This is a genomic window from Mycobacterium sp. NGS67, from assembly GCF_059812185.1.
This window is the reverse complement of the sequence record NZ_JCALCF010000001.1, coordinates 1-21,713: the sequence shown is the minus strand read 5'-3', so window position 1 is coordinate 21,713 and position 21,713 is coordinate 1. Positions and strand designations below refer to the sequence as shown.

20 protein-coding genes are annotated in these 21,713 nt (G+C 67.5%); 10 read left to right on the top strand and 10 right to left on the bottom strand.

Annotation, left to right across the window (positions count from 1 at the left end; all coding sequences use genetic code 11):
* The first annotated feature begins 183 nt into the window (after nt 1-183).
* The 6 genes from egtA (at nt 184) to AC5Y4D_RS00075 (ending at nt 8,196) form a co-directional block, all read left to right on the top strand.
* Complete coding sequence (egtA, locus tag AC5Y4D_RS00100) at nt 184-1,473, top strand: ergothioneine biosynthesis glutamate--cysteine ligase EgtA (protein WP_499943306.1); 1,290 nt, start codon at nt 184-186, stop codon at nt 1,471-1,473.
* Nucleotides 1,470-2,753, top strand: coding sequence for an ergothioneine biosynthesis protein EgtB (gene egtB, locus AC5Y4D_RS00095; protein ID WP_499943307.1), 1,284 nt, complete (start codon nt 1,470-1,472; stop codon nt 2,751-2,753). The genes egtA and egtB overlap by 4 nt, the downstream gene beginning before the upstream one ends.
* Nucleotides 2,753-3,463: an ergothioneine biosynthesis protein EgtC gene (gene egtC / locus AC5Y4D_RS00090; protein ID WP_499943308.1), complete on the top strand. Its 711-nt coding sequence runs from the start codon at nt 2,753-2,755 to the stop codon at nt 3,461-3,463. Before egtB ends, egtC begins: the two co-directional genes overlap by 1 nt.
* Entirely contained in the window at nt 3,460-4,425 is a 966-nt protein-coding gene (egtD, locus tag AC5Y4D_RS00085; protein WP_499943309.1) for an L-histidine N(alpha)-methyltransferase, read from the top strand. Before egtC ends, egtD begins: the two co-directional genes overlap by 4 nt.
* Entirely contained in the window at nt 4,422-5,531 is a 1,110-nt protein-coding gene (egtE, locus tag AC5Y4D_RS00080; protein WP_499943310.1) for an ergothioneine biosynthesis PLP-dependent enzyme EgtE, read from the top strand. The genes egtD and egtE overlap by 4 nt, the downstream gene beginning before the upstream one ends.
* Before the next feature lie 196 nt (nt 5,532-5,727).
* Nucleotides 5,728-8,196: a PPE domain-containing protein gene (locus AC5Y4D_RS00075; protein ID WP_499943311.1), complete on the top strand. Its 2,469-nt coding sequence runs from the start codon at nt 5,728-5,730 to the stop codon at nt 8,194-8,196.
* Here AC5Y4D_RS00075 and AC5Y4D_RS00070 read toward each other — a convergent pair.
* Genes AC5Y4D_RS00070 through AC5Y4D_RS00060 form a run of 3 tightly spaced genes read right to left on the bottom strand, consistent with a single transcriptional unit; the run spans nt 8,193 to nt 11,140 of the window.
* Nucleotides 8,193-8,861, bottom strand: coding sequence for a class I SAM-dependent methyltransferase (locus tag AC5Y4D_RS00070; RefSeq protein ID WP_499943312.1), 669 nt, complete (start codon nt 8,859-8,861; stop codon nt 8,193-8,195). The two genes, AC5Y4D_RS00075 and AC5Y4D_RS00070, sit on opposite strands and share 4 nt — an antisense overlap.
* Before the next feature lie 19 nt (nt 8,862-8,880).
* A complete protein-coding gene (locus AC5Y4D_RS00065) occupies nt 8,881-10,353 on the bottom strand; it encodes a glutamate-cysteine ligase family protein (RefSeq protein ID WP_499943313.1) in 1,473 nt (490 codons plus the stop codon).
* A 10-nt stretch (nt 10,354-10,363) separates the two neighbouring features.
* On the bottom strand, nt 10,364-11,140 hold the full coding sequence (locus AC5Y4D_RS00060) for a class I SAM-dependent methyltransferase (RefSeq protein ID WP_499943314.1): 777 nt from the start codon (nt 11,138-11,140) through the stop codon (nt 10,364-10,366).
* A gap of 70 nt (nt 11,141-11,210) precedes the next feature.
* Between AC5Y4D_RS00060 and glpK the strand changes: the two genes are divergently transcribed.
* Entirely contained in the window at nt 11,211-12,737 is a 1,527-nt protein-coding gene (gene glpK / locus AC5Y4D_RS00055; RefSeq protein ID WP_500036096.1) for a glycerol kinase GlpK, read from the top strand.
* Nucleotides 12,738-12,817: 80 nt separating this feature from the next.
* Here glpK and AC5Y4D_RS00050 read toward each other — a convergent pair whose 3' ends face one another.
* Nucleotides 12,818-13,525, bottom strand: a complete 708-nt coding sequence (locus tag AC5Y4D_RS00050; protein ID WP_499943316.1) for a PadR family transcriptional regulator — start codon at nt 13,523-13,525, stop codon at nt 12,818-12,820.
* Between the two features lie 134 nt (nt 13,526-13,659).
* Between AC5Y4D_RS00050 and AC5Y4D_RS00045 the strand changes: the two genes are divergently transcribed.
* Nucleotides 13,660-14,049 (top strand): hypothetical protein, encoded by a 390-nt coding sequence (locus AC5Y4D_RS00045; RefSeq protein WP_499943317.1) that lies wholly within the window; start codon nt 13,660-13,662, stop codon nt 14,047-14,049.
* Here the strand turns inward: AC5Y4D_RS00045 and AC5Y4D_RS00040 are convergent.
* The gene (locus AC5Y4D_RS00040; protein ID WP_499943318.1) at nt 14,046-15,056 is read right to left on the bottom strand and encodes an RDD family protein; all 1,011 of its coding nucleotides are present in this window, start codon (nt 15,054-15,056) and stop codon (nt 14,046-14,048) included. The two genes, AC5Y4D_RS00045 and AC5Y4D_RS00040, sit on opposite strands and share 4 nt — an antisense overlap.
* 46 nt (nt 15,057-15,102) lie before the next feature.
* On the opposite strand from AC5Y4D_RS00040, the gene AC5Y4D_RS00035 reads away from it, so the two are divergent.
* Nucleotides 15,103-16,095, top strand: coding sequence for a stage II sporulation protein M (locus tag AC5Y4D_RS00035; RefSeq protein ID WP_499943319.1), 993 nt, complete (start codon nt 15,103-15,105; stop codon nt 16,093-16,095).
* Between the two features lie 73 nt (nt 16,096-16,168).
* Here the strand turns inward: AC5Y4D_RS00035 and AC5Y4D_RS00030 are convergent, their stop codons facing one another.
* The 5 genes from AC5Y4D_RS00030 to AC5Y4D_RS00010 are packed head-to-tail and all read right to left on the bottom strand — an operon-like array spanning nt 16,169 to nt 21,478.
* Nucleotides 16,169-17,491, bottom strand: coding sequence for a DUF58 domain-containing protein (locus AC5Y4D_RS00030; protein WP_499943320.1), 1,323 nt, complete (start codon nt 17,489-17,491; stop codon nt 16,169-16,171).
* Nucleotides 17,491-18,468, bottom strand: a complete 978-nt coding sequence (locus AC5Y4D_RS00025; RefSeq protein WP_499943321.1) for an AAA family ATPase — start codon at nt 18,466-18,468, stop codon at nt 17,491-17,493. The genes AC5Y4D_RS00030 and AC5Y4D_RS00025 overlap by 1 nt, the downstream gene beginning before the upstream one ends.
* Nucleotides 18,465-19,616, bottom strand: coding sequence for a DUF4350 domain-containing protein (locus AC5Y4D_RS00020; RefSeq protein WP_499993460.1), 1,152 nt, complete (start codon nt 19,614-19,616; stop codon nt 18,465-18,467). The genes AC5Y4D_RS00025 and AC5Y4D_RS00020 overlap by 4 nt, the downstream gene beginning before the upstream one ends.
* A complete protein-coding gene (locus AC5Y4D_RS00015) occupies nt 19,598-20,248 on the bottom strand; it encodes a DUF4129 domain-containing protein (protein WP_499993461.1) in 651 nt (216 codons plus the stop codon). Before AC5Y4D_RS00015 ends, AC5Y4D_RS00020 begins: the two co-directional genes overlap by 19 nt.
* Nucleotides 20,249-20,260: 12 nt before the next feature.
* On the bottom strand, nt 20,261-21,478 hold the full coding sequence (locus AC5Y4D_RS00010) for a hypothetical protein (protein ID WP_499993465.1): 1,218 nt from the start codon (nt 21,476-21,478) through the stop codon (nt 20,261-20,263).
* Nucleotides 21,479-21,576: 98 nt separating this feature from the next.
* On the opposite strand from AC5Y4D_RS00010, the gene AC5Y4D_RS00005 reads away from it, so the two are divergent.
* A partial coding sequence (locus AC5Y4D_RS00005) for a GatB/YqeY domain-containing protein (RefSeq protein WP_500036166.1) occupies nt 21,577-21,713 on the top strand: 137 nt, incomplete at its 3' end.

The following is a 21,713-nucleotide window of genomic DNA, read 5'->3' as shown; positions in this document are numbered from 1 at the left end:
CGACTTCGCTGGGTGGATGAGGACGGCCGGATCCTGAAGTCGGCTGCGGGAAGGAAATTGGGTACCTGTCTAACTCGTGCGCTCAAACCGTGCGGGAATATGTCGGCACCATCTGGAAGATGAAGTGATGGTGGTTGCCGTTCCGCTAGCCGCGCGTCCGGCCGGTTCCGGAGGGAGCGTGAGATGACACGCAGCGCCCCGACCGCCTCCGCACCGCAAGTCGACGGAGGCGACGCGGAGCTGGGCAGCTCGGCGGCCGTCGCGCAGCAGATCGCCGACGGTTGTCTGGCGGACGGTCCGCTGCGGCGCATCGGCCTGGAGGTCGAGGCGCACTGTTTCGACCCGGCCGATCCGCTTCGCAGGCCGGCCTGGGACGAGATCCTGCGCGTCATCAAGTGGCTCAGTCCGCTACCCGGCGGCAGTGCCATCACCGTCGAACCCGGTGGCGCCGTCGAGCTTTCGGGCCCGCCGGCCGACGGGGCGCTCGCTGCGATCGATGCGATGAAACGCGACCAGGCCGAGCTCCGGTCCGCCTTTGCCGATGCGGGCCTGGGGTTGGTGTTGCTCGGCACCGATCCGTTGCGGTCACCGGCGCGGATCCACCCCGGCGCGCGCTACCGAGCGATGGAACAGTTCTTTGCCGCCAGCCATAGCGGGGCTGCCGGTGCGGCGATGATGACCTCCACGGCGTCGATCCAAGTCAACCTGGACGCCGGACCGCAGGCCGGCTGGCCCGCGCGGGTCCGGCTGGCGCACGCGCTGGGGCCGACGATGATCGCGATCGCCGCCAACTCACCGATGCTGGGCGGCGAGTTCTCCGGTTGGCAGTCCACCCGACAGCGGGTGTGGGGACAGATGGACTCCGCACGGTGCGGACCGATCCTCGGAGCCAGCGCTGACGATCCCGGCACCGACTGGGCGCGGTACGCGTTGAAGGCTCCGGTGATGTTGCTCCGAAGTGCGGACCCGCAGCAGGCGACCGCGATCACGCACTACGTGCCGTTCACCGACTGGGTGGACGGGCGGGTGCTGCTCGGGGGTCGCCGCCCCACCCAGGCCGATCTGGAATACCACCTGACCACGCTGTTCCCGCCGGTGCGGCCGCGCCAGTGGCTGGAAATCCGCTATCTGGACAGCGTGCCCGAGGCGGTCTGGCCCGCGCTGGTGTTCACGTTGGTGACCCTGCTCGACGATCCCGTCGCGGCCGACCTCGCGGCGGAGGCGGTCGAGTCGGTGGCCACCGCCTGGGACACCGCGGCCCGGCTCGGGCTGCGCGACCGGCGGCTCTACACCGCCGCCAACCGTTGCGTCGGCATTGCCGCCGAACGGGCGCCGGCCGAGCTGGCCGAACCGATGCAGCGGCTGATGCTCGACGTCGAAGTCGGACGCAGCCCGGCCGACGACTTTTCCGAGCGGGTGATCCAACACGGCATCGCCGGTGTGGTCTCCCGGTTGGCGCTGGGCGAGTCGTGATCGCACGACAACGCCTCGCCGACGATCTGGCGCGGGCACGCACACGCACATTGCGGTTGGTCGACTTCGACGACGACGAACTGCGCCGGCAGTACGACCCGCTGATGAGCCCGCTGGTCTGGGATCTGGCCCACATCGGTCAGCAGGAGGAACTCTGGCTGCTGCGGGACGGCGACCCGAACCGCCCCGGAACGCTGTCACCGCAGGTCGAGAGGCTCTACGACGCGTTCGTGCATTCCCGGGCCAGCCGAGTGGACCTGCCTCTGCTGTCGCCGACCCAGGCGCGGACCTACTGCAGCACCGTCCGCTCGGCGGCGCTGGACGTTCTCGACGCCCTTCCCGAGGATGCCGGCGACTTCCAGTTCGGGCTGGTCGTCAGCCACGAGAACCAGCACGGGGAAACCATGCTGCAGGCGCTGAACCTGCGCACCGGAGTGCCGCTATTGCGCGATACCGCCGCGTTGCCGCCCGGCCGGGACGGTGTGCGGGGCACGTCGGTGCTGGTGCCCGGCGGGCCCTTCGTGCTGGGCGTGGACGCTGCGACCGAGCCGTCCTCGCTGGATAACGAACGACCCGCGCACGTCGTGGACGTGCCGGCCTTCCGGATCGGGCGGGTGCCGGTCACCAACGGGGAATGGCAAGAATTCGTCGACGACGGCGGCTACGCCCAGCCCCGGTGGTGGTCGGATCGGGGCTGGCAGCATCGCCGGCAAGCGGGGCTTACTGCGCCGCAGTTCTGGAACGCCGGCACGCGCACCCGGTTCGGCTACGTCGAGCGCATCCCCGCCGATGAGCCGGTACAGCACATCAGCTACTTCGAGGCCGAGGCCTACGCGGCCTGGGCCGGTGCCCGACTGCCCACCGAGGTCGAATGGGAGAAGGCTTGCGCGTGGGATCCGGTGGCCGGGGCGCGCCGTCGGTTCCCCTGGGGAGACGACGAGCCGTCCGGTGAGCAGGCCAACCTAGACGGCAACGCCCTGCGTCCCGCACCCGTCGGCGCATACCCCGCCGGCGCGTCGGCCTACGGGGTCGAGCAGATGCTCGGCGATGTGTGGGAGTGGACCAGCTCTCCACTGCGGCCGTGGCCGGGCTTCGTGCCGATGATCTACCAGCGCTATTCGCAGCCCTTCTTCGACGGCGACTACCGGGTGCTGCGGGGCGGATCGTGGGCCGTGGCGTCGTCGATTCTGCGGCCCAGCTTCCGCAACTGGGACCACCCCTACCGTCGCCAGATCTTCTCCGGTGTGCGCCTGGCTTGGGACGTCGAGGCGCCCGTCTGATGTGCCGTCATCTGGGATGGCTCGGCGCCGCGGTGAGTGTCTCGTCACTGGTGCTCGACCCGCCGCAGGGCCTGCGCGTGCAGTCCTACGCCCCGCGGCGGCAGAAGCACGGTCTGATGAACGCCGACGGTTGGGGCGTCGGTTTCTTCGATGCGACCACCCCGCGACGCTGGCGCAGCGCGGCGCCGCTGTGGGGAGAGGCGTCCTTCGAGTCCATCGCCCCTGCGCTGCACAGCCATTGCGTGGTGGCGGCGGTACGGTCGGCAACCCTCGGCATGCCCATCGAACCCAGCGCGACCGCGCCCTTCACCGACGGCCAGTGGCTGCTGTCGCACAACGGCGTCGTCGACCGCACCGTGCTGCCGCCCTCTTCGTCCGCCGAATCTTCCTGCGACAGCGCGCTTCTCGCGGCAACCATCTTCGACCGTGGCATGGAAGCGTTGGGCGACACCGTCATCGAGATCGGCACCGCCGACCCCTTGGCCAGGCTGAACATTCTGGCGGCCAACGGTTTTCGGCTCGTCGCGACCGCGTGGGGGGACACCCTGTCCATCCTGCGCCGCGACGACGGGATCGTCCTGGCCAGCGAACCCTATGACGACGACCCGAACTGGACAGACGTGCCCGACCGCCACCTGGTGCAAGTCGACGCCGACGGCGTGACCGTGACTCCTCTGAACAGCACTGCACCGCCGAAAGGACTCGAATGACGCTGACGCTGTCGAATCATCTCGCCGAGGACGCCGCTCTGCACGCGTTGCGTCACGACGTGTTCCACGGCTTACAGAAGACACCGAAGTCGTTGCCGCCCAAGTGGTTCTATGACTCCGTCGGCAGCGACCTGTTCGACCAGATCACCCGGCTACCGGAGTACTACCCGACCCGTGCCGAGGCCGCGATCCTGCGTGACCGGTCCGCCGAGATCGCCTCGGCGAGCCAGGCCGACACCCTGGTCGAACTGGGCAGTGGAACGTCGGAAAAGACCCGCATGTTGCTCGACGCCCTGTGCGAGCGCGGTGCCCTGCGCAGCTTCGTGCCGTTCGACGTCGACGCGGGCATGCTGGCGACCGCCGCGGAGGCGATCCAGCGGGAGTACGCCGGAGTCGAGATCCACGCGGTCTGTGGCGATTTCGAAGAGCACCTGTCCGAGATCCCCGAGGGCGGCCGCCGGCTGTTCGTCTTTCTGGGCTCCACTATCGGCAACCTCACCCCGGGGCCGCGCGCCGAGTTCCTGGCGGCTCTGTCCGGGGTGATGTCGCCCGGCGACAGCCTGCTGCTGGGCACCGATCTGGTCAAGGACACCGGTCGCCTGGTCCGGGCCTACGACGACGCCGCCGGGGTGACGGCCCGCTTCAACCGCAACGTCCTGGCGGTGATCAACCGGCAACTCGACGGAGATTTCGACGTCGACGCCTACCAGCACGTCGCGCGGTGGAACGCCGACGAGGAACGCATCGAGATGTGGCTGCGCTCGGACCGTCGGCAGCGGGTCCACGTCGGTGCTCTCGACCTGACCGTCGACTTCGACGCCGGTGAAGAGATGCTCACCGAAGTGTCCTGCAAATTCCGTCCGGATGCGGTCGGGGACGAATTGGCCGAGTCGGGTTTGCGTCGCATCCGGTGGTGGACCGACGCCCCCGGTGACTTCGGTCTGTCGCTGGCCATTAAATGAGCTCGCTGGCACAGCGTTGGCGCGACGCCCGCCCCCCGGTGGCCGGGCTGCACCTGGACAGCGCGGCCTGCTCACGGCAGGGCTTCGCCGCGATGGACGCCGCCGCCCGGCATGCCCGGCACGAGGCCGAGGTCGGAGGCTACGTGGCGGCCGACGCGGCCGAGCCGGTGCTGGATGCCGGACGCGCCGCGGTGGCGACGCTGTGCGGTGCGCCCGACGCCGAAGTCGTCTTCACCACGGGTTCGTTGCATGCCCTGGATCTGTTGTTGGGCAGTTGGCCGCGCGACCGCCGCACGCTGGCCTGCCTACCGGGCGAGTACGGGCCGAACCTGGCCGTGATGGCCGCGCACGGATTCGAGGTACGCCAGCTGCCGACGCTCGACGACGGACGGTTGGCGATCGACGACGCGGCGTTCGTGCTGCAGGAGAATCCGCCGGACCTGGTGCATTTGACGCCGGTGGCCAGTCACCGCGGCACCGTGCAACCGCTGGCGATGACGGCGGAGCTGTGCCGGGAACTGGGTGTGCCGCTGGTGGTGGATGCCGCGCAAGCCCTGGGGCAGATCGATTGCGCGGTGGGCGCCGACGTCACCTATGCCTCGTCGCGCAAGTGGATCGCCGGACCGCGCGGGGTGGGCGTGCTCGCGGTGCGGCCGGAACTGTTGGCGCGGTTGGCGCCGCGGGTACCGGGTTCTCAGCTCGGCTTCGGAGAGGCCAATGTCGCTGCGCGAGTGGGCTTTTCGGTGGCCGTAGGCGAATACCTGGCCTACGGTCCGGAGGAGGTGCGCGCCGGGCTGGCGGAATTGGGGGCGGCGGCGCGTTCGCTGCTGGCCGACGTTGACGGGTGGCTGGTGGTCGAGGAGGTCGAAGAATCCAGTGCCATCACCACGTTGCTGCCGGTGGACGGTGCCGACGTCGAGGCCGTCCGGTCCTGGTTGCTGGCTGAGCGGCGGATCTTGACGACGTACGCGGGTGTGCAACGGGCTCCGCTGGAGCTGACGACGCCAGTGCTGCGCATTTCCCCGCACGTCGACACCACACCGGACGATCTGGAGACATTCGCAGAGACGTTGATCGAGGCGACGGCGGCGACCGCCGCGGTTTGAATACAAAACCAGGACTGCGCCGCGGAGCCCTGGCTCCGTGCAAAAGGTCTGGGAATCGCGGCGAAGCACTGGTCATATTGCGCGTGTGTGGAGTAGCTTGACGCTCGGTACGTGTTGAGGTGCATGAACAGGGTGGGCGCCTGTGCACCCTGCCCGGTGATCCGCTTTGACGTCGGCCCCGTCAGGAAGGTTTCCGATGAGCTTCTTTGTGTTGCCGCCAGAACTCAACTCGTTGCGACTCTTTACCGGTGCCGGACCAAGCCCGATGCTGGAGGCGGCCGGCGCCTGGGATGCTCTGGCCGCCGAATTGAGTTCAGCGGCAGAATCATTCGCCTCTGTCACCTCGGGCCTGACCGGTCAGGCATGGCAGGGCCCGGCGTCCGCGGCGATGTCGGTGGCGGCGGCGCCGTACTCCGCCTGGCTGAGCGCGGCTTCCACTCAGGCGCTCGGCGCGGCCGCGCAGGCCAAAGCGGTCGTCAGCGCATTCGAGTCGGCAGTGGCCGCGACCGTGCATCCGCTCGCGGTGGCCGCCAACCGGTCCAACTTCGTGCAGTTGGTGCTGTCGAACATTTTGGGATTCAATGCGCCGGCGATCGCGGCCGCCGAGGCCGTCTACGAGGAGATGTGGGCGCAGGATGTAGCCGCGATGATCGGCTACTACAGCGGAGCGTCGGCAGCGGTGTCAGCACTCGAGCCGTTTGTCGCGCCGTTGAAGGGCCTGCTCGGCGCGGCCGCGGGCACGCCGTTAGCCGCAGCAGCCACCAGGACACTCGACATCACAATCGGTCTCGCCAACGTCGGCGCTTCCAACATCGGCCTGGGCAACGTCGGCATTGCCAACTTCGGCAACGGCAATCTCGGAAACTTCAACATCGGATCTGGAAACTTCGGCGATTCGAATTTCGGTTGGGGTAACTTGGGCATCTCGAATCTGGGGCTGGGCAACTTCGGCACCGGCAATCAGGGATTCGCGAATGCGGGGAACTTCAATATCGGCTTCGCCAATACCGGGAACAACAATGTCGGCATCGGGCTCACCGGAAACAACCAGACCGGGATCCAACTGAACTCGGGCACCAACAACATCGGTTTGTTCAACTCCGGGAACGGCAACATCGGCTTCTTCAACTCCGGTACCGGAAACTTTGGTCTCTTCAACTCCGGCAGCTACAACACCGGGCTCGGTAATTCAGGTATCGCAAACACGGGATTCTTCAATCCCGGCACCTTCAATACCGGCAATTTCAACGCAGGCACGACCAACTCGGGCAATTACAACGTCGGCAACTACAACACCGGCGACGTCAACCCGGGATCGATCAATACCGGCAGCTTCAATACCGGCAACACCAATACCGGATTCGCCAACTCCGGCAGCATAAATACGGGCGCTTACAACTCTGGCAACCAGAACAACGGGTTCTTCTTCACCGGCAACCAGCAAGGCGGCGCCTACTTCAGGATCGGCACACCCGATATCACGCTGCCCCCCATACATATCCCGCCGATCCCGGTAGGTGCGTTCGACCTGCCCGAGATCTCCATCCCGTCGATCCAGTTCCCGGGCTTCGTCCTGCCGCCGATCGGTCTGGCCGAATTCGAACTGCCGGCCATCACGGTTCCGCCGATCATTATCGAGCCCGGATCGCTGCCCTCCTTCCGCATAGGTGGGTTCGACCTGCCGCAGATCACCACGCCGCCTCTCGAGGTGTCACAGGTAACCCTTCCCCGGATTGAGATTCCACTTTTCAAGACGCCCCTGGTCACGATTGATCCGTGGAGTCTGCCGTCGGTTACCGTGCCGCCGATTACTATTCCGACGCTGTCGATTCCGAGTTTCGTCATCGGTGTGGCCGGCGGTGGCCAGACGCTCATCCGGCTGATCGATACCGGTATCATCTTGCCTGAGCTCGGTGTCACCCTGAGTTCGTTCACCATTCCGATTTCCATCAGTAATGCGGGCGGCTCTATCGGCCAGTTCGGCTTACCCAGCATTCAGATCGGCGCCATGACGCTGCCGACACTCACCATCAGCGGCCCCGGTGGTGATCCCTACAGTATTCCGCCGATTACCCTTTCCGGCTTCAAGATCGACCCCATCACGATCCCGCCAATCCACTTGGAACCGTTCAACCTACCGACGGTCAGCTGGCCACGGTTCAGCCTGCCGGGCATCTCCATCCCGCCTATCAACCTCGGCCAGTTCGACCTTCCGGAGATAACCATCCGGCCGTTCGCCACTCCGCCGTTGACCATTCCGCCGATCGGACTGAGCGACTTCCTGCTGCCGGCCATCGACATCCCGAGCATCACTTTGGATGCGACCACGATCGCCGAAATTCAGCTCCCACCGGTCCCCGGCTTCTTCAACGCGGTGGACAACCCGTCGTCCGGCTTCTTCAACAGTGGCGTCGGCGGAAGCTCGGGCTTCTACAACCGGGGAACCGGTTTGTCGGGCTTCGTCAACCAGAATCCACTGGGATTGTTGTCCAGCTCGGGGTTGAACGTCTTCGGCGACGGCATATCAGGTATCTCGAACTGGGGTCGTGCCATCTCCGGATTCGGCAACGTCGGCACGCTGCCGCTCGCGGTCGACAGCGTGGTCTCGGGTCTGTCCAACGTCGGTCACCACTTGGCGGGCATCTTCCTGCAAGGCACTACCTAAGCCTTGTGCGCGCTCAGTAGGTAGGCGGGCATCATCACGCGGCCCTTGTCGTCGCGCGGATGCGGCCAGGGCGGCATGCCGGGTACCTCGAGCATGTTGCCGTGCACCGCTGCCGGCCGCACGTCGTCGACCTCGAAGTACTTGCCGACGGCCGTGCGCAATTCGTCCTCGTCGACTTCATTGGGCTTGACCGGGGACTCCGCCGGGAACGCGCCCTTGGCAAATGCCAGAACGTAGAAATCGGCCCCCGGCGCCGCAGCGCGATGCACCGCGCTCAGGTAGGCGTCGCGGTCTGCGACCGGCAGCGAATGGAACAACGTGCTGTCGATCACCGTGCCGAAGCGGCCGTCGTACCCGGAGAACTTGGTGATGTCGTCGGCAACGAATGTGGCCGTGGACAACCCCCGCGTCTCGGCGGCCCTGGTGGCCTCGGCAATGGCTGTGGGCGAGCGGTCGATACCGACTACGGTGTAACCCTCGGCGGCCAGTGCGAGCGACAACTCGGCCACCCCACATCCGGCGTCGAGCACCTCACCGTGCACTTTGCCCGCGGCGATCAGCGCGGCCAGATCCGGTTGCGGCTCACCGATGTTCCACGGCGGCGGCGCGTCGAAAACTTTCTCCCGGTACGCGTCGTCCCAGTCCATTACCTCGGGTGTGGTCATGTTCCCAACGTACGCGCGGCTAGACGTCCCAGGTGTGCACCGGTTCATTGGCGTGCATGTGCTCGCAGTACCGGCGCAGCATCTCGGCCAGGGCGCGCGACCGGTCCATGCCGCCTCTTTCCAGCGCGTCAACGGTGGCCACTTGCCACGTCGCGCCGTTGCGCCCGGCCTTGGCCCGGCCCTCGATGACGCCCAGGAAGCGGTCACGCACTTCCACGTCGACACCCCAGCGCTGCAGACCCGCATGCGCCATCGGCAGCAAGGTGTTCAGCACCAACTCTCGCGTGCTGGTCTCGCCGACTCCCGGCCAGTGCAGCCGCGCATCGATGCCCTGGCGCGCGGCCTGCAGGAAATTGCGTTGTGCCACCGGGAAACTCAGGTGTGACCACAGCGGGTCCTCGGCTTCGGACAACGTGCGCAGCATGCCGTAGTAGAAAGCCGAATTCGCCACCATGTCAACGACACTCGGGCCGGCGGGGAGTACCCGATTCTCCAGCCGCAGGTGCGGGCGGCCGTTCACGACGTCGTACACCGGCCGGTTCCAGCGGTAGACGGTGCCGTTGTGCAGCCGCAGTTCGGACAGCTGCGGCGCGCGTCCGGCTTTCAGCTCTGCTTCGGGGTCCTCCTCGGACATCTCGGGCAGCAGCGACGGAAAGTAGCGGATGTTCTCCTTGAACAGGTCGGCGACCGAGCTGATCCACCGTTCGCCGAACCACACCCGGGGCCGCACGCCTTGAGTTTTCAGCTCCTCGGGCCGGGTGTCGGTGGACTGTGCGAACAGCTCGATGCGCGTTTCGGCCCACAGTCGGTGACCGAAGAAGAAGGGTGAATTCGCACCCAGCGCCAGTTGCGGCGCGGCCAGCACCTGCGCCGCGTTCCAGTTGGCGGCGAAGTCGTCCGGGGCCAGCTGCAGGTGCAATTGCATACTGGTGCAAGCTGATTCGGGCGCAATGGAGGCAGCCTGCCAACTCAGCGGCTCCGGGCCGGCGATGTCGATCGGGATGTCTTCACCGCGAGCGGTGAAGATCGACTCGTTGAGTGCGGTGTAGCGCTTGGATTCGCTCATCCAGTTGTCGTCCAGATGCGCGGGCATCAGGGTGGGCAGGATGCCGATCATCACGATGTGCGAACCGCCGGCGTTGGCCTTGGTTTCCGCGTCGTTGAGACTGGCCCGCACCTCGCTTTCCAGGTCCAGTCCGGTGTGTCCGGGTAACGGGCGCGGCGGCACGTTGAATTCGATGTTGTAGGCGCCTAATTCGGTCTGATAGGCCGGGTCGGCGATCGCTGCCAGCACGGACCGATTCGACATCGCGGGTTGGTAGTCGGCGTCGACGAGGTTGCATTCGATTTCCATGCCGGTCAGCGGGCGCTCGAAGTCGAAGCTGGTTCGGGCCAGCATCTTCTCCAAGACGTCCAGACACAGCTGCACCTTGTGCCGGTACTCCCGCCGTTGTTCGGGGTCGTACGTGGTGCATTTGACCTCTTCGCCCACAGATCCCTTTCTAAGCCGAGGTTGAACGATCGCGACGGGTCGCCACCGCGATCTGCGGCAGCGGACGCAACGACCTGTTGAACACGGTGCCGCCGCGCAGCGTGACCTCAATCGTAGGGTCGGCGTGCCGGGCGAGTGCCAGCAGCGCCGAGCGACTGTAGGCCCGCAGCGAGCTGATGACCCCGTCGTGGGGCATCGCGAACATCGTCAACGGCAACATGTGCGCCAGCCGCACGATGTGCAGGAGCGACGGTGGCCGCGGCAGGTCGATGATCACCAACTTGTCCGCGACCCGGGTGCCTTCGGCGAACACCCGGGACGCCAGCGGCGGCGGCAGGTGATGAAACGACAATGCGAACACTGCCAGGTCGTAGCTGCCGTCGGGGGCGTCGATGTCGGTGGCGTCCAGCTGCCGGATCCTCGCGCGCGGGTGCGAGCCCAGCGCGCCGGTGCCGATCGCGGCCACCAGCGAGGGGTCCACGTCGGTGACCGTGAGTTGGGCGCTGGGATGCAGGTTCAGCAGCGTCTGGGAGAGTCCGCCGTGGCCCGATCCGAGTTCGAGGATCTTGGGCTCGGGCGCGGCGCGCACTTCCTCGAGCACGATGCGGGCGACCGTCTTGTGCAACCCGAACAGCCGCCCCGCGCGGTCCAGTGAGCGGATCGCCGCGCGCTTCTTCCTTGCCACGTCGTCGCGGTCGATGTACTCCAGCCGGTCGGTCTCCAACCGCCGGTCCAGCCACGACGCGTCGGGACCGCCGCGCGGCATGCCCTCGATGTCAGCAGCCATATAAGCAATCATGAACGATGAAGCAATCATTGGACGATTACAGCCAGTGCCGGATCCGAGGAGCGCAACGTTGGCCGAATCTCCTGATCTCATTGCCGCCATCGACCAGGGCACGACCAGCACCCGATGCATGATCTTCGACCATGACGGCACCGAAGTCGCCCGGCACCAGCTCGAGCACGAGCAGATCCTGCCGAAGGCGGGCTGGGTCGAGCACAACCCGGTGGAGATCTGGGAGCGCACCGTCTCGGTGCTGCGCACGGCGCTGAACTCTGCCAAGGTCACGACGAAAGACATTGCGGCGCTTGGCATCACCAATCAGCGAGAGACGACGCTGGTCTGGGATCGCAAGACCGGACGGCCGTACTACAACGCGATCGTCTGGCAGGACACCCGCACCGACCGCATCGCCAGCGCGCTGGACCGCGACGGCCGCGGTGACGTGATCCGCCGCAAGGCCGGCCTGCCGCCCGCGACGTATTTCTCGGGCGGGAAATTGCAGTGGATCTTGCAGAATGTCGATGACGTGCGCGAGGCGGCCGGGCGGGGCGATGCGCTGTTCGGCACCGCCGACACGTGGGTGCTGTGGAACCTGACCGGGGGCCCGCACGGTGGCGTGCACGTCACCGATGTCACCAACGCCAGCCGGACCATGTTGATGAACCTGGAAACGCTGGACTGGGACGACGAGTTGTTGTCGTTCTTCGATATCCCGCGGGAGATGCTGCCCAGGATCGAACCGTCGTCCCCGGTGCAGCCGTACGGCGTTACCACCGATTCCGGTCCCTTCGACGGTGAGGTCCCGATCACCGGTGTGCTCGGTGACCAGCACGCCGCAATGGTGGGCCAGGTGTGCCTGGACTCCGGTGAGGCCAAGAACACCTACGGGACGGGCAATTTCCTGTTGCTGAACACCGGTGAGACGATCGTGCGCTCGGAAAACGGTCTGCTGACCACTGTCTGCTATCAGTTCGGTGACGCCAAACCCGTTTACGCGCTTGAGGGTTCGATCGCGGTGACCGGGTCGGCGGTGCAGTGGTTGCGGGATCAGTTGGGCATCATCAGCGGCGCCGCACAGAGCGAGTCCCTGGCCCGGCAGGTCGACGACAACGGCGGGGTCTACTTCGTTCCGGCGTTCTCCGGTCTGTTTGCCCCCTATTGGCGATCCGACGCCCGCGGCGCGATCGTGGGCCTGTCGCGCTACAACACCAACGCGCACGTGGCGCGCGCGACCCTGGAGGCGATCTGCTACCAGAGCCGCGACGTGGTGGAGGCGATGGCGGCCGATTCCGGTGTGCGCCTGGAGATTCTGAAGGTCGACGGCGGCATCACCGCCAACGACCTGTGCATGCAGATCCAGGCCGACGTGCTCGGAGTGGACGTGGTGCGGCCGGTCGTCGCCGAGACCACGGCGCTGGGTGCCGCCTACGCGGCGGGCCTGGCGGTCGGATTCTGGGCGGACCCGTCCGACCTGCGCGCCAACTGGCAGGAAGACCAGCGCTGGACGCCGAACTGGGACGACGACCAGCGCGCCGAGGGTTACGAAGGCTGGCGCAAAGCGGTGCAGCGGACCCTGGACTGGGTCGACGTGTCCTGACGCCGCCCGCGAACGCGCTCATATGTACACCGGCACGCCGGTACAGCCGTACATTTGAGCGCGCTCGCGGCGGGGGAGGCTCAGTCCTCGCCGAGGATGCCGTAGATCTCGCGGCGGGCCGTGTTGAGCACGTCGACAATCCGTTGCTGCTGCTCGGGACTGGCGGCGTGCGCCGACTGTCCGACCGCGCCGAACAGTTGACGCGCCGCGGTCCGCAGGTTGAGGTGCGCGGGGTCCACGCCTTCGGCGATCTCGTCCCACGGCGGCGTCCCGACGTTCTCCGCCGCGGTCCGGCCGTCCTCGGTCAGCGCGAATAGCTTCTTGCTGCCGTCGGTCTCGTCCGCGGTGATCAGCCCCTCGTCGGCGAGGAGCTGCAGGGTCGGGTAGACCGAACCCGGGCTCGGCTTCCAGATCCCGTTGCTGCGCTCGGCGATCTGCTGAATCATCTCGTAGCCGTGCATGGGCCGCTCGGCGAGCAGTACCAGGATCGCCACACGCACGTCGCCGCGACGGCCGCGACCGCCGCGACGCCCGCCGCCGCGGGGTCCACCGAATGCCGGCCGGCCGAATCCGAAGCCTGGCCCGAAGCCGGGGGCGGGCCCGAAGTCCGGGCCGAAACCGAACGGCCCGTCGTGCTCACCGGCGTTGCCGCGGAGAGTCTCGATGAAGTCGCGGCGGGCTTGTCGTCTGGCGCCGTGGAATGCACGGCGTTGTGCGGGACCGAAGCCGAATCCGGTGCCTGGATGGGGGCCGAACGGCCCATTGGGGGGAGTGAAAGGGGTGTTCATAGTCAAGTCCTTTAGGTTGGTGTGTTTTGCTGACTATAACGATATATCGGAAACTATCGTGATGCAACGTAGGTCCATCCGGGGGCTGGAAGTCCCGGTTTGCATCACCCCGGGTCCGGGTAAGTGCCTGACCCATGAATGGCAACCACCGCGACCTGGTGGCACGGACGGGTCCGGGGAGCTTGGCCGATCCGAGCTACCGCCCAGATGACGGCGCCAAAACCCGCGTCCGGGTCAACTGGGTGCTGGCCTTGCTGACGGTGCCCGGAGCCGCCATCGTGATGCTCTTTGCCCTCGGGGCGGTCATGAGCACCGACTCGTGCAGCGAGAACCGGTGCCCGCGACTGGGCAGAGGGATCGACTTCGACGTCCTGTTCTACGGCCCGCCGGTGGTGGCTCTGCTGGTCATCGTCGCCTCGGTCTTCACCGCCAAGCGACGCGGCGGCGTCGCGGTGCCACTGGCGGGATTGGGGCTGCTGGTGACCGACGTCGCCCTCCTTGCCGCCAGCGTCGCGCAGTTCTAGCTCGGCGGCGCGAACCCGCCGGCGTCCGCGCTCACCGGGGGTGATGGCGGTGTCTGCGGGGGTGAGGGCGGTGTCTGCGATGGTTCCTGCGGGGGCGACGGCGGTGCCTGCGATGGTTCCTGCGGCGCTGGCCACGGACCCGCGCCCTGCGGGGGCGACGGCGGTGCCTGCGGCACTGGCCACGGACCCGCGCCCTGCGGCACTGGCCACGGCCCCGCACCCTGCGGCATCCACCCCTGGGGTTGCGGCCAGCCCTGCGGCGGCGTGGCCGGCCGCAGCCGGGCCAGCTCGCGACGATGCCGTTCGGCCAGCACCGCGGCGAGCACCAACTGCGGCGGCGCCCCCGGCGGTGGCGGCGGCGCGATCCGCGATACCACCTCACCGGCTATCCGGTAGGCCATCTGGTCACGCAGCCTCGGGTCGAGCTGCATTGCCCGGGACAGGAATTGACGGGCGATCTCGGCTTGGCCGGCGCTGAGCCCGGACAATTGCAGCGACGCCGCCCAGCCGGCCAGCTGTGGCGGCATCATCGGCGGCGGCGCCAGCCGGGGACCGCGCTCGCTGACCACGATGGTGCCCGCGAACATGTCGCCCACCCGCTTAGCCTTGGGTGAGAACAGGCTGCAGATCACCGCGGGACTGCCGAACAGCATCCAGATCTCGATCACGGCGGCCAGCGCCCGGAACAACGCCTGCCGGAAGCGCTCTGGACCACCGTCGTCGGACACCACTCGCAGGCCCAGTGCCATCTTGCCGAGCGACCGGCCCCGCGTCGCGGTCTCAATGATCACCGGATAACCGACCATCGCCAGCACCGTGAAGATGATCAGGAACGCCACGGTCAGCGCTTGGTCGAATTGCGACAACGTGGCCGCCCACAACACCAGTCCGACGAAGTAGACGACGAATATCACGGTGATATCGATGATCGCGCTCAGCGCCCGCACCGGTAACTGCGCGATCTGGACGTCGAGCACCACGGCGTCCCCGGTCACCACCTCCGACATACCTGGGAACGCTACAGGCTGAGAAGTGGCCGGTAGGCTGCGCAGCGTGGACGTCGACGCGTTCTTGCTGACCCACCGAAGCACGTGGGACCGGCTCGATCAGTTGATCAAGAAGCGTCGCTCGTTGACCGGTGCCGAAATCGACGAACTCGTCGAGCTCTACCAGCGGGTGTCCACCCATCTGTCGATCCTGCGTTCGGTGTCCTCCGATTCCCTGCTGACCGGCCGGCTGTCCAGTCTGGTCGCCCGGGCACGGTCTGCGGTCACCGGCGCGCACGCCCCGATGACCAGTACCTTCGTTCGTTTCTGGACGGTGTCCTTTCCCGTCGTCGCCTACCGGGCGTGGCGCTGGTGGGCGGCGACGGCAGCGGCGTTCTTCGCCGTCGTCGTGATCATGGCGCTCTGGGTCGCCGGCAACCCCGAGGTGCAGTCGCTGGTCGGGACACCCGCCGAGATCAACGAACTGATCAACCACGACGTCGAGTCCTATTACAGTGAGCACCCCGCCGGGGCATTCGCCCTGCAGGTCTGGGTGAACAATTCCTGGGTGGCGGCCAAATGCATCGCGATGTCGGTCGTGCTGGGTCTACCGATACCGTTCGTGCTCTTCGACAATGCCGCGAACGTGGCGGTGATCGCCGGCTTGATGTTCCCGGCCGGCAAGGGCGGGCTGCTGCTGGGCCTGCTGCTGCCGCACGGATTGCTGGAGCTGACGGCGGTGTTTCTGGCCGCCGCGATCGGGATGCGGCTCGGCTGGTCGGTGATATCCCCTGGTGATCGGCCGCGCGGACAGGTGCTGGCCGAGGAAGGCCGTGGAGTCGTGTCGGTCGCCGTCGGACTGGTAGGCGTGCTGCTGGTCTCGGGACTTATCGAAGCGATGGTGACGCCGTCGCCGTTGCCGACCTTTGCCCGGATCAGTATCGGCGTCCTGGCCGAAGTGGCATTCCTGTCTTACGTCGTCTACTTCGGGCGCCGCGGGGTGGCCGCCGGGGAGACCGGGGATATCGAGGACGCGCCCGACGTCGTACCCACCAGCTGAAGCCCCGCGCGAGCGTGAATCTCACGACACGACACGCCGTAGATGCGTCGCAGGATTCACAATGGGCGCGCGGTTACAACTGGCCGGTCGCCTTCATCGCCAGGTAGCGGTCGGCCAGCCCGGGCGCGATCTCGGTGGGCGGCGCGTCGACGACCTCGACCCCACTGCGCCGCAGCCGGGAGGCGATGGCCCGTCGCTCGTTGCGGGAGCGTTCGGCCGCCGCCGCGTCGTACACCGCCGCCGCGTCCGACCGCCCGGCGGCCAGTTGATCGATGCGCGGGTCGGCTACCGCGGCCACCAGGACGTGGTGCTTGGCCGACAGCTGAGGCAGCACCGGCAGCAAGCCCTCGTCCAGCGCGGTCGCGTTCAGGTCGGTCAGCAGCACCACCAGCGACCGCCGTCGGGTGCGCCGTAGAATGGTGGCAACCATTGTCCGCCAATCGGATTCGATGAGCGCCGGTTGCAGCGGAGCCATCGCGTCGACGAGTTGGGCAAGCAGTTCGGTGCGTGAGGCGCCGAACACCGCGGCCCGGCTGACCCGGTCGTGGGCCAGGAAGTCGACATGGTCACCCGCGCGGGATGCCAATGCCGCCAACAACAATGCCGCGTCCATCGCCCAGTCCAGTCGTGGCCATCCCGCGGGATCGGCCGCCGTCGGATCCACACCGACCCGCCCCGCGGCCATGCGTCCGGTGTCCAGCACGATCACCACGCGCCGGTCCCGTTCGGGCCGCCAGGTACGGACCATGACGTCGGTGCGACGTGCGCTGGCCCGCCAGTCGATGGACCGCACGTCGTCGCCGACGACATACTCACGCAGCGAGTCGAATTCGGTGCCCTGCCCGCGGATCAGAGTCGGTAGCAGGCCGTCGATCTCGCGCAGCTTGGCCAGCCGCGACGGCAGGTGCTTGCGGGACAGGAACGGCGGCAGCACCCGGACGTGTCCGGGCACCGACTGCGAACTCTGCCGCCCGGCCAATCCCAGCGGTCCGATCGACCGGCCGGTGACCACCGCCGCACGCTGGTCGCCGCGCCGAACCGGCCGCAGTTGGGTGACAATCTGCTCGCGCTGGCCGGGGGCGATCGCCAGCCGGTGGACGCGCGGCGCCCCGCGCGCACTGGGCGGCCACGCGTCCCGCACCTGTCCCCGGAACCGGCGCACACCGGCATTGTGGATCGTCAGGCCGGCGTCCACCGGTTGGCCGAGCCGGGCCGAGGTGTCCGGCGAACGGGTGTAACTGAGCCGGCGGGGACTGGCCGCCAGCACCACGTCGATCGCCACCAACATCACCAACACCACCAGCAGCATCTCGAAAGCCCTTGCCGGCCAGGGAGATACCGCGATCGGCAGGACGCAGATCAGTGCCAGCAGCCCGGTGCGTCCGGTAAGGATCACTAGCGGGGCACCGGGACCGAGGCCAGGATGCCGTCGAGCACGCCGTCCGGGGTGGCGCCTTCCAATTCGGCTTCCGGCCGCAGCATGACCCGGTGCCGCAACGTCGGGCGGGCCATCGCCTTCACGTCGTCGGGGGTGACGTAGTTGCGTCCCGACAGCCACGCCCAGGACCGGGCAGTGCCCAGCAGTGCGGTCGCGCCCCGCGGCGAGACGCCCAGCTGCAGTGCGGGGGAGGAACGGGTGGCCCCGACGATGTCGACGATGTAGCCGAGCACCTCGTCGGCAATCAGCACCTGCCGCACCGCTTCCCGACCGGCCGCCAGTTCGGCGGGTCCCGCCACCGGTTGGATGGCCGACAGATCGCGCGGGTCGAAACCGTGGGCGTGCCGGCCGAGGATGGCGATCTCGGCGTCCCGCGGTGGCAGCGTCACGTTCAACTTCAGCAGGAACCGGTCCAGCTGGGCTTCGGGCAGTTGATATGTGCCCTCGTACTCGATCGGGTTCTGGGTCGCCGCGACGATGAACGGGTCGGGCAACGGCTTGGGTGCACCGTCGATGGTGACTTGACGCTCCTCCATCGCCTCGAGCAGCGCGGCCTGCGTCTTGGGCGGGGTGCGGTTGATCTCGTCGGCCAACAGCAGGTTGGTGAACACCGGACCGGGCCGGAAGGCGAACTCCGCGGTGTGGGTGTCGTAGACCAGCGAGCCGGTGACGTCGCCGGGCATCAGGTCCGGGGTGAACTGCACCCGTTTGAACTCCAGCTGCAGAGCGGCGGCCAGTGCCCGCACCATCAGCGTCTTCGCCACGCCGGGAACGCCTTCCAGCAGCACGTGGCCGCGGCACAGCAGCGCGATCACCAGGCCGCTGATCACCCCGTCCTGGCCGACGACGGCTTTGGCGATCTCGGTGCGCAACCCCAGCAGTGCTTCACGAGCCTGGTCTGCGACCGGGGATTGTGCGGGAGGGGACTGTGTCACGAGTGGGTGACCTGCCTTTCGATGTCGTCGAGCGCAAGAGCGAGGTTTCGTAGGTCGGTGTCGTTGTCCGGCGGCGGCCCGTACAGGTGGTACTGGACGAAGTCCGGGTCGGTCCCGCTGCGCCGGGCCACCGTCGTCACCACCGCGCCCGGTGCGGCGTCGGGACCCAGACCCAGCCGGGGGGCCAATCGTTGCAGCGTGGCGGTGCGCAGCGCTTCGGCGGCACGATCGCGGGCGCGACGGGAGCGGTACAGCCGGCCCCGGCCTTCTACCGTCTCGGAGGCGCGGACCACCACCGGCATCTCCTCGGCTACCAGCGGACCCACCCGTCGTCCCTTCCACCACGCCACCAGCGCGACGACCAGCCAGAGCTGCCAGACGATCCACGTCACATTGTCCGGGATCAGATCGGAGATCGAGTTGGGCGCGGATTTGTGGCCTTCGACGTGTTGCGGTGCGAACCAGACGAGGCGCTGTCGCATGCCGGCGAGGTTCATCGCCAACGCCGCGTTGCCTTCTTCAAGGAGCCCGTCGTTGGTCATGAAGTCGCTGCTGCCCACCACCGTGACGGTCCGGCCCTCATCCCGGTAGGTGACCAGCGTGCCGCCGTAGCAGCTGACGAGGTCCAGGTCGCCCTTGGCCCGGTATGCCTCACTGGATCCGAAGTTGACCGTTCCGGCCCGATTGGCTTGCGGTAACGAGCAATTGGGCTCGTTGTCGAACTTGCTCGCGGCGCCGACGCGCAGTTGCGGTGTCAACGCCGTGCGCGCCCGGGTGGTGGGGTCCACCAACAGAAGATCGCTGGGCACTTTCCCGATGCGAGCCAGCAGGGAGTTGTCGCTCAGGTACTGCGTCTGTGCCACCAGCAGCAGTGCGTCGGGCCGGGCCGCGCGTTCCACGTCGGCGACGCTGTCCGCGACCACTACCTCGACGCCGCCCTCGCGAAGCAGTGTGACCAGCGCGTGTGCACCCGACGGGCTGGTGGCTTCGGGGTCCATCGTGCCGCCGGGCCGCGGCGCGGTCAGGTACGTGGTGATTGCGGCGACGACGGCCAGGGCGGCCAGCGCGAGCAGGACGCCGCGCCAGGGGCGTCGCTGTCGGGCCGGGCCGGGTGCCACATGTGTCGTCGTCACCGGATCTGCGCCCATGCGTTCGGTGTCGGGGGCTGTCCCACCACCGACGAAGCCGTCGAACGCGACCGCAGATGGTCGTCGAGATCGGCGATCATCTGATAGGCGCCTTGGGTGCCCGGCCGCTCGCCGTAAGTCACGTCGTTGAATGCCGTTGCCGCCTGGGACAATTCGCCGGCCAGATGCGGAAGTGCTGAGCCGGCGTCGGAGGCCAGTTCGTTGGCGGTGCGTCCGGGGACCTGGGTGAGCACACCGGTCTCCTCCAACTCCCGGGCTACCGCGCGTAGCCGATGGCGAATCGCCGCCGCCCAATTCCCTTCGGCGGCAAGTGCTTCCGCGGTGGCTCGATGCTGGGCCGCGGTCAGCTGGCCGGCGTCGAACAACTCGTAGTCGCCGCCGCGATTGGTACGTATGGTGCGCCGGGCGATTCGGATGGCGACTGCGATGGCGATCGCCACCAGGATGAGCAGCACGGTGACGGTGAACCAGCCACCCGGTACCGACGAGGTCTTCTGCAGCACCCGGAACAGGAATTCACTGATCTTGGCGATGATTTCGTCGGTCAGCGAGTGTTTGGGGTAGATCGGTTTGTTGAGTTCGCGTTGCGCGGCGTCGTGGGCGGCATCGCGATCGATGTCGATGGCAGGCATGTCGGCTGTCCGTCAGAAGGGCCGCGTCAGCCAGAGATTGTCGGTGGACTCGACCGGACCGCCGGCCGTACCGGTCTGCAGTACCAGGTCGAACGCCTCGGCCCGGATCCGCCGGTCGGTGTACAACAGCACGACCACCCCGGCGAGGAACGGCTCGGTCACGATCTGGCTGATGGCCCCTCCGATGGTCGACAGGGTGGTGCCGACGAGCAGTGCGGTGGTGCCCGACGCGCCCATCAACGCTATCTCGCCGACGATGCCGAACGGCATCGCGATCGCGCCGCCGATAATCCCGACAGCCAATGCAGCCAGCAGCCGAATACCGAAGACCCGCCAGAAACCATTGCGTACCAAAGCGAATGACCGCGTGATGGCGTCGAAGACCGGCAGCCGTTCCAGCACGATCAGCACCGGGGCGAACATCAGCACGGTGTACGCATAGGCCATCAGTGCCACCACGGCCAGCAGCAGCGGGAAACCCAGCACTGCCGCCACCGCGCCGTTGGCTGCGGTCGCGACTCCTACCAGGATCACCACGACCAATCCGACGATCACCGCCACACCGGCGGCCTCGAGAAGCGCCAGACCCAGCAGCGCAAGGATCCGACCGCGTACCTTGACCCACGCCTCGCTGATGGTGATCGGCGAACCGAACACCGCACGCCCCACGACGACGGTCAGCATCCCGCTGAGCAGAATTCCGCCCAGCCAACCGACCAGCGCGCTGCCACCTATCGATGTCGTCCACGCACCTACCGCCGCAAGGTTCGGTTCGGCACCCTCGGAATCGAAACTGTTGGCGGCGGTCAGCGGGCCGATTGTGAGCAGCAGCGAAAGCACCTGCATGACGACCACCACCATGGCCGTCAGGCCCAGTGTCGGTTTCGGGTTGGCGCGGATATAGCCCACAGCGCCGTTGAAGATGTCGCTGAGGGTCAGGGGTCGGAGCGGGATGATGCCGGGTTTCGCGGCGCCCGGGATCAGCGGGGGGCCGTAGCCCTGAGGCGGGGCGCCGTAGCCAGGCGGGGGGCCGTACCCGGGAGGCGGGGCGCCGTAGCCCTGAAGCGGGGCACCGTAGCCAGGCGGGGGACCGTAGCCAGGCGGCGGACCGTACGCAGGCGGGGGACCGTACGCAGGCGGGGCACCGTACGCAGGTGGGGGACCGTACGCGGGCGGGGGACCGTACGCGGGCGGCGGTGCGTCAGGCGGCAGCGTGCTCACCGTCGGCAGCCGCTGTCGTCATTCGTCATGGGGTCCATCCTGTAGATGGTCGCTGCAATTCTCAACGTCGGTCCTGCACTCACCACCGTGCGCGTAGCGTCTGAACAATGGCGGAATTGAAAGCCCGGCTTCGGGCTGACCTGACCGAGGCGATGAAAGCGCAGGAGAAGCTGCGTACCGCGACGTTGCGCATGGTGCTGGCCGCGATCCAGACCGAGGAAGTGTCGGGGAAGGAGGCCAGGGA

Coding starts and splice junctions, on each gene's coding strand:
- egtD (WP_499943309.1), top strand. CDS start 3,460: ATGACGCTGACGCTGTCGAATCATCTCGCCGAGGACGCCGCTCTGCAC.
- AC5Y4D_RS00050 (WP_499943316.1), bottom strand. CDS start 13,525: ATGAACACCCCTTTCACTCCCCCCAATGGGCCGTTCGGCCCCCATCCA.
- egtA (WP_499943306.1), top strand. CDS start 184: ATGACACGCAGCGCCCCGACCGCCTCCGCACCGCAAGTCGACGGAGGC.
- AC5Y4D_RS00060 (WP_499943314.1), bottom strand. CDS start 11,140: ATGGCTGCTGACATCGAGGGCATGCCGCGCGGCGGTCCCGACGCGTCG.
- AC5Y4D_RS00015 (WP_499993461.1), bottom strand. CDS start 20,248: ATGCCTGCCATCGACATCGATCGCGATGCCGCCCACGACGCCGCGCAA.
- AC5Y4D_RS00075 (WP_499943311.1), top strand. CDS start 5,728: ATGAGCTTCTTTGTGTTGCCGCCAGAACTCAACTCGTTGCGACTCTTT.
- egtE (WP_499943310.1), top strand. CDS start 4,422: ATGAGCTCGCTGGCACAGCGTTGGCGCGACGCCCGCCCCCCGGTGGCC.
- egtC (WP_499943308.1), top strand. CDS start 2,753: ATGTGCCGTCATCTGGGATGGCTCGGCGCCGCGGTGAGTGTCTCGTCA.
- AC5Y4D_RS00070 (WP_499943312.1), bottom strand. CDS start 8,861: ATGACCACACCCGAGGTAATGGACTGGGACGACGCGTACCGGGAGAAA.
- AC5Y4D_RS00020 (WP_499993460.1), bottom strand. CDS start 19,616: ATGGGCGCAGATCCGGTGACGACGACACATGTGGCACCCGGCCCGGCC.
- AC5Y4D_RS00040 (WP_499943318.1), bottom strand. CDS start 15,056: ATGTCGGAGGTGGTGACCGGGGACGCCGTGGTGCTCGACGTCCAGATC.
- AC5Y4D_RS00045 (WP_499943317.1), top strand. CDS start 13,660: ATGAATGGCAACCACCGCGACCTGGTGGCACGGACGGGTCCGGGGAGC.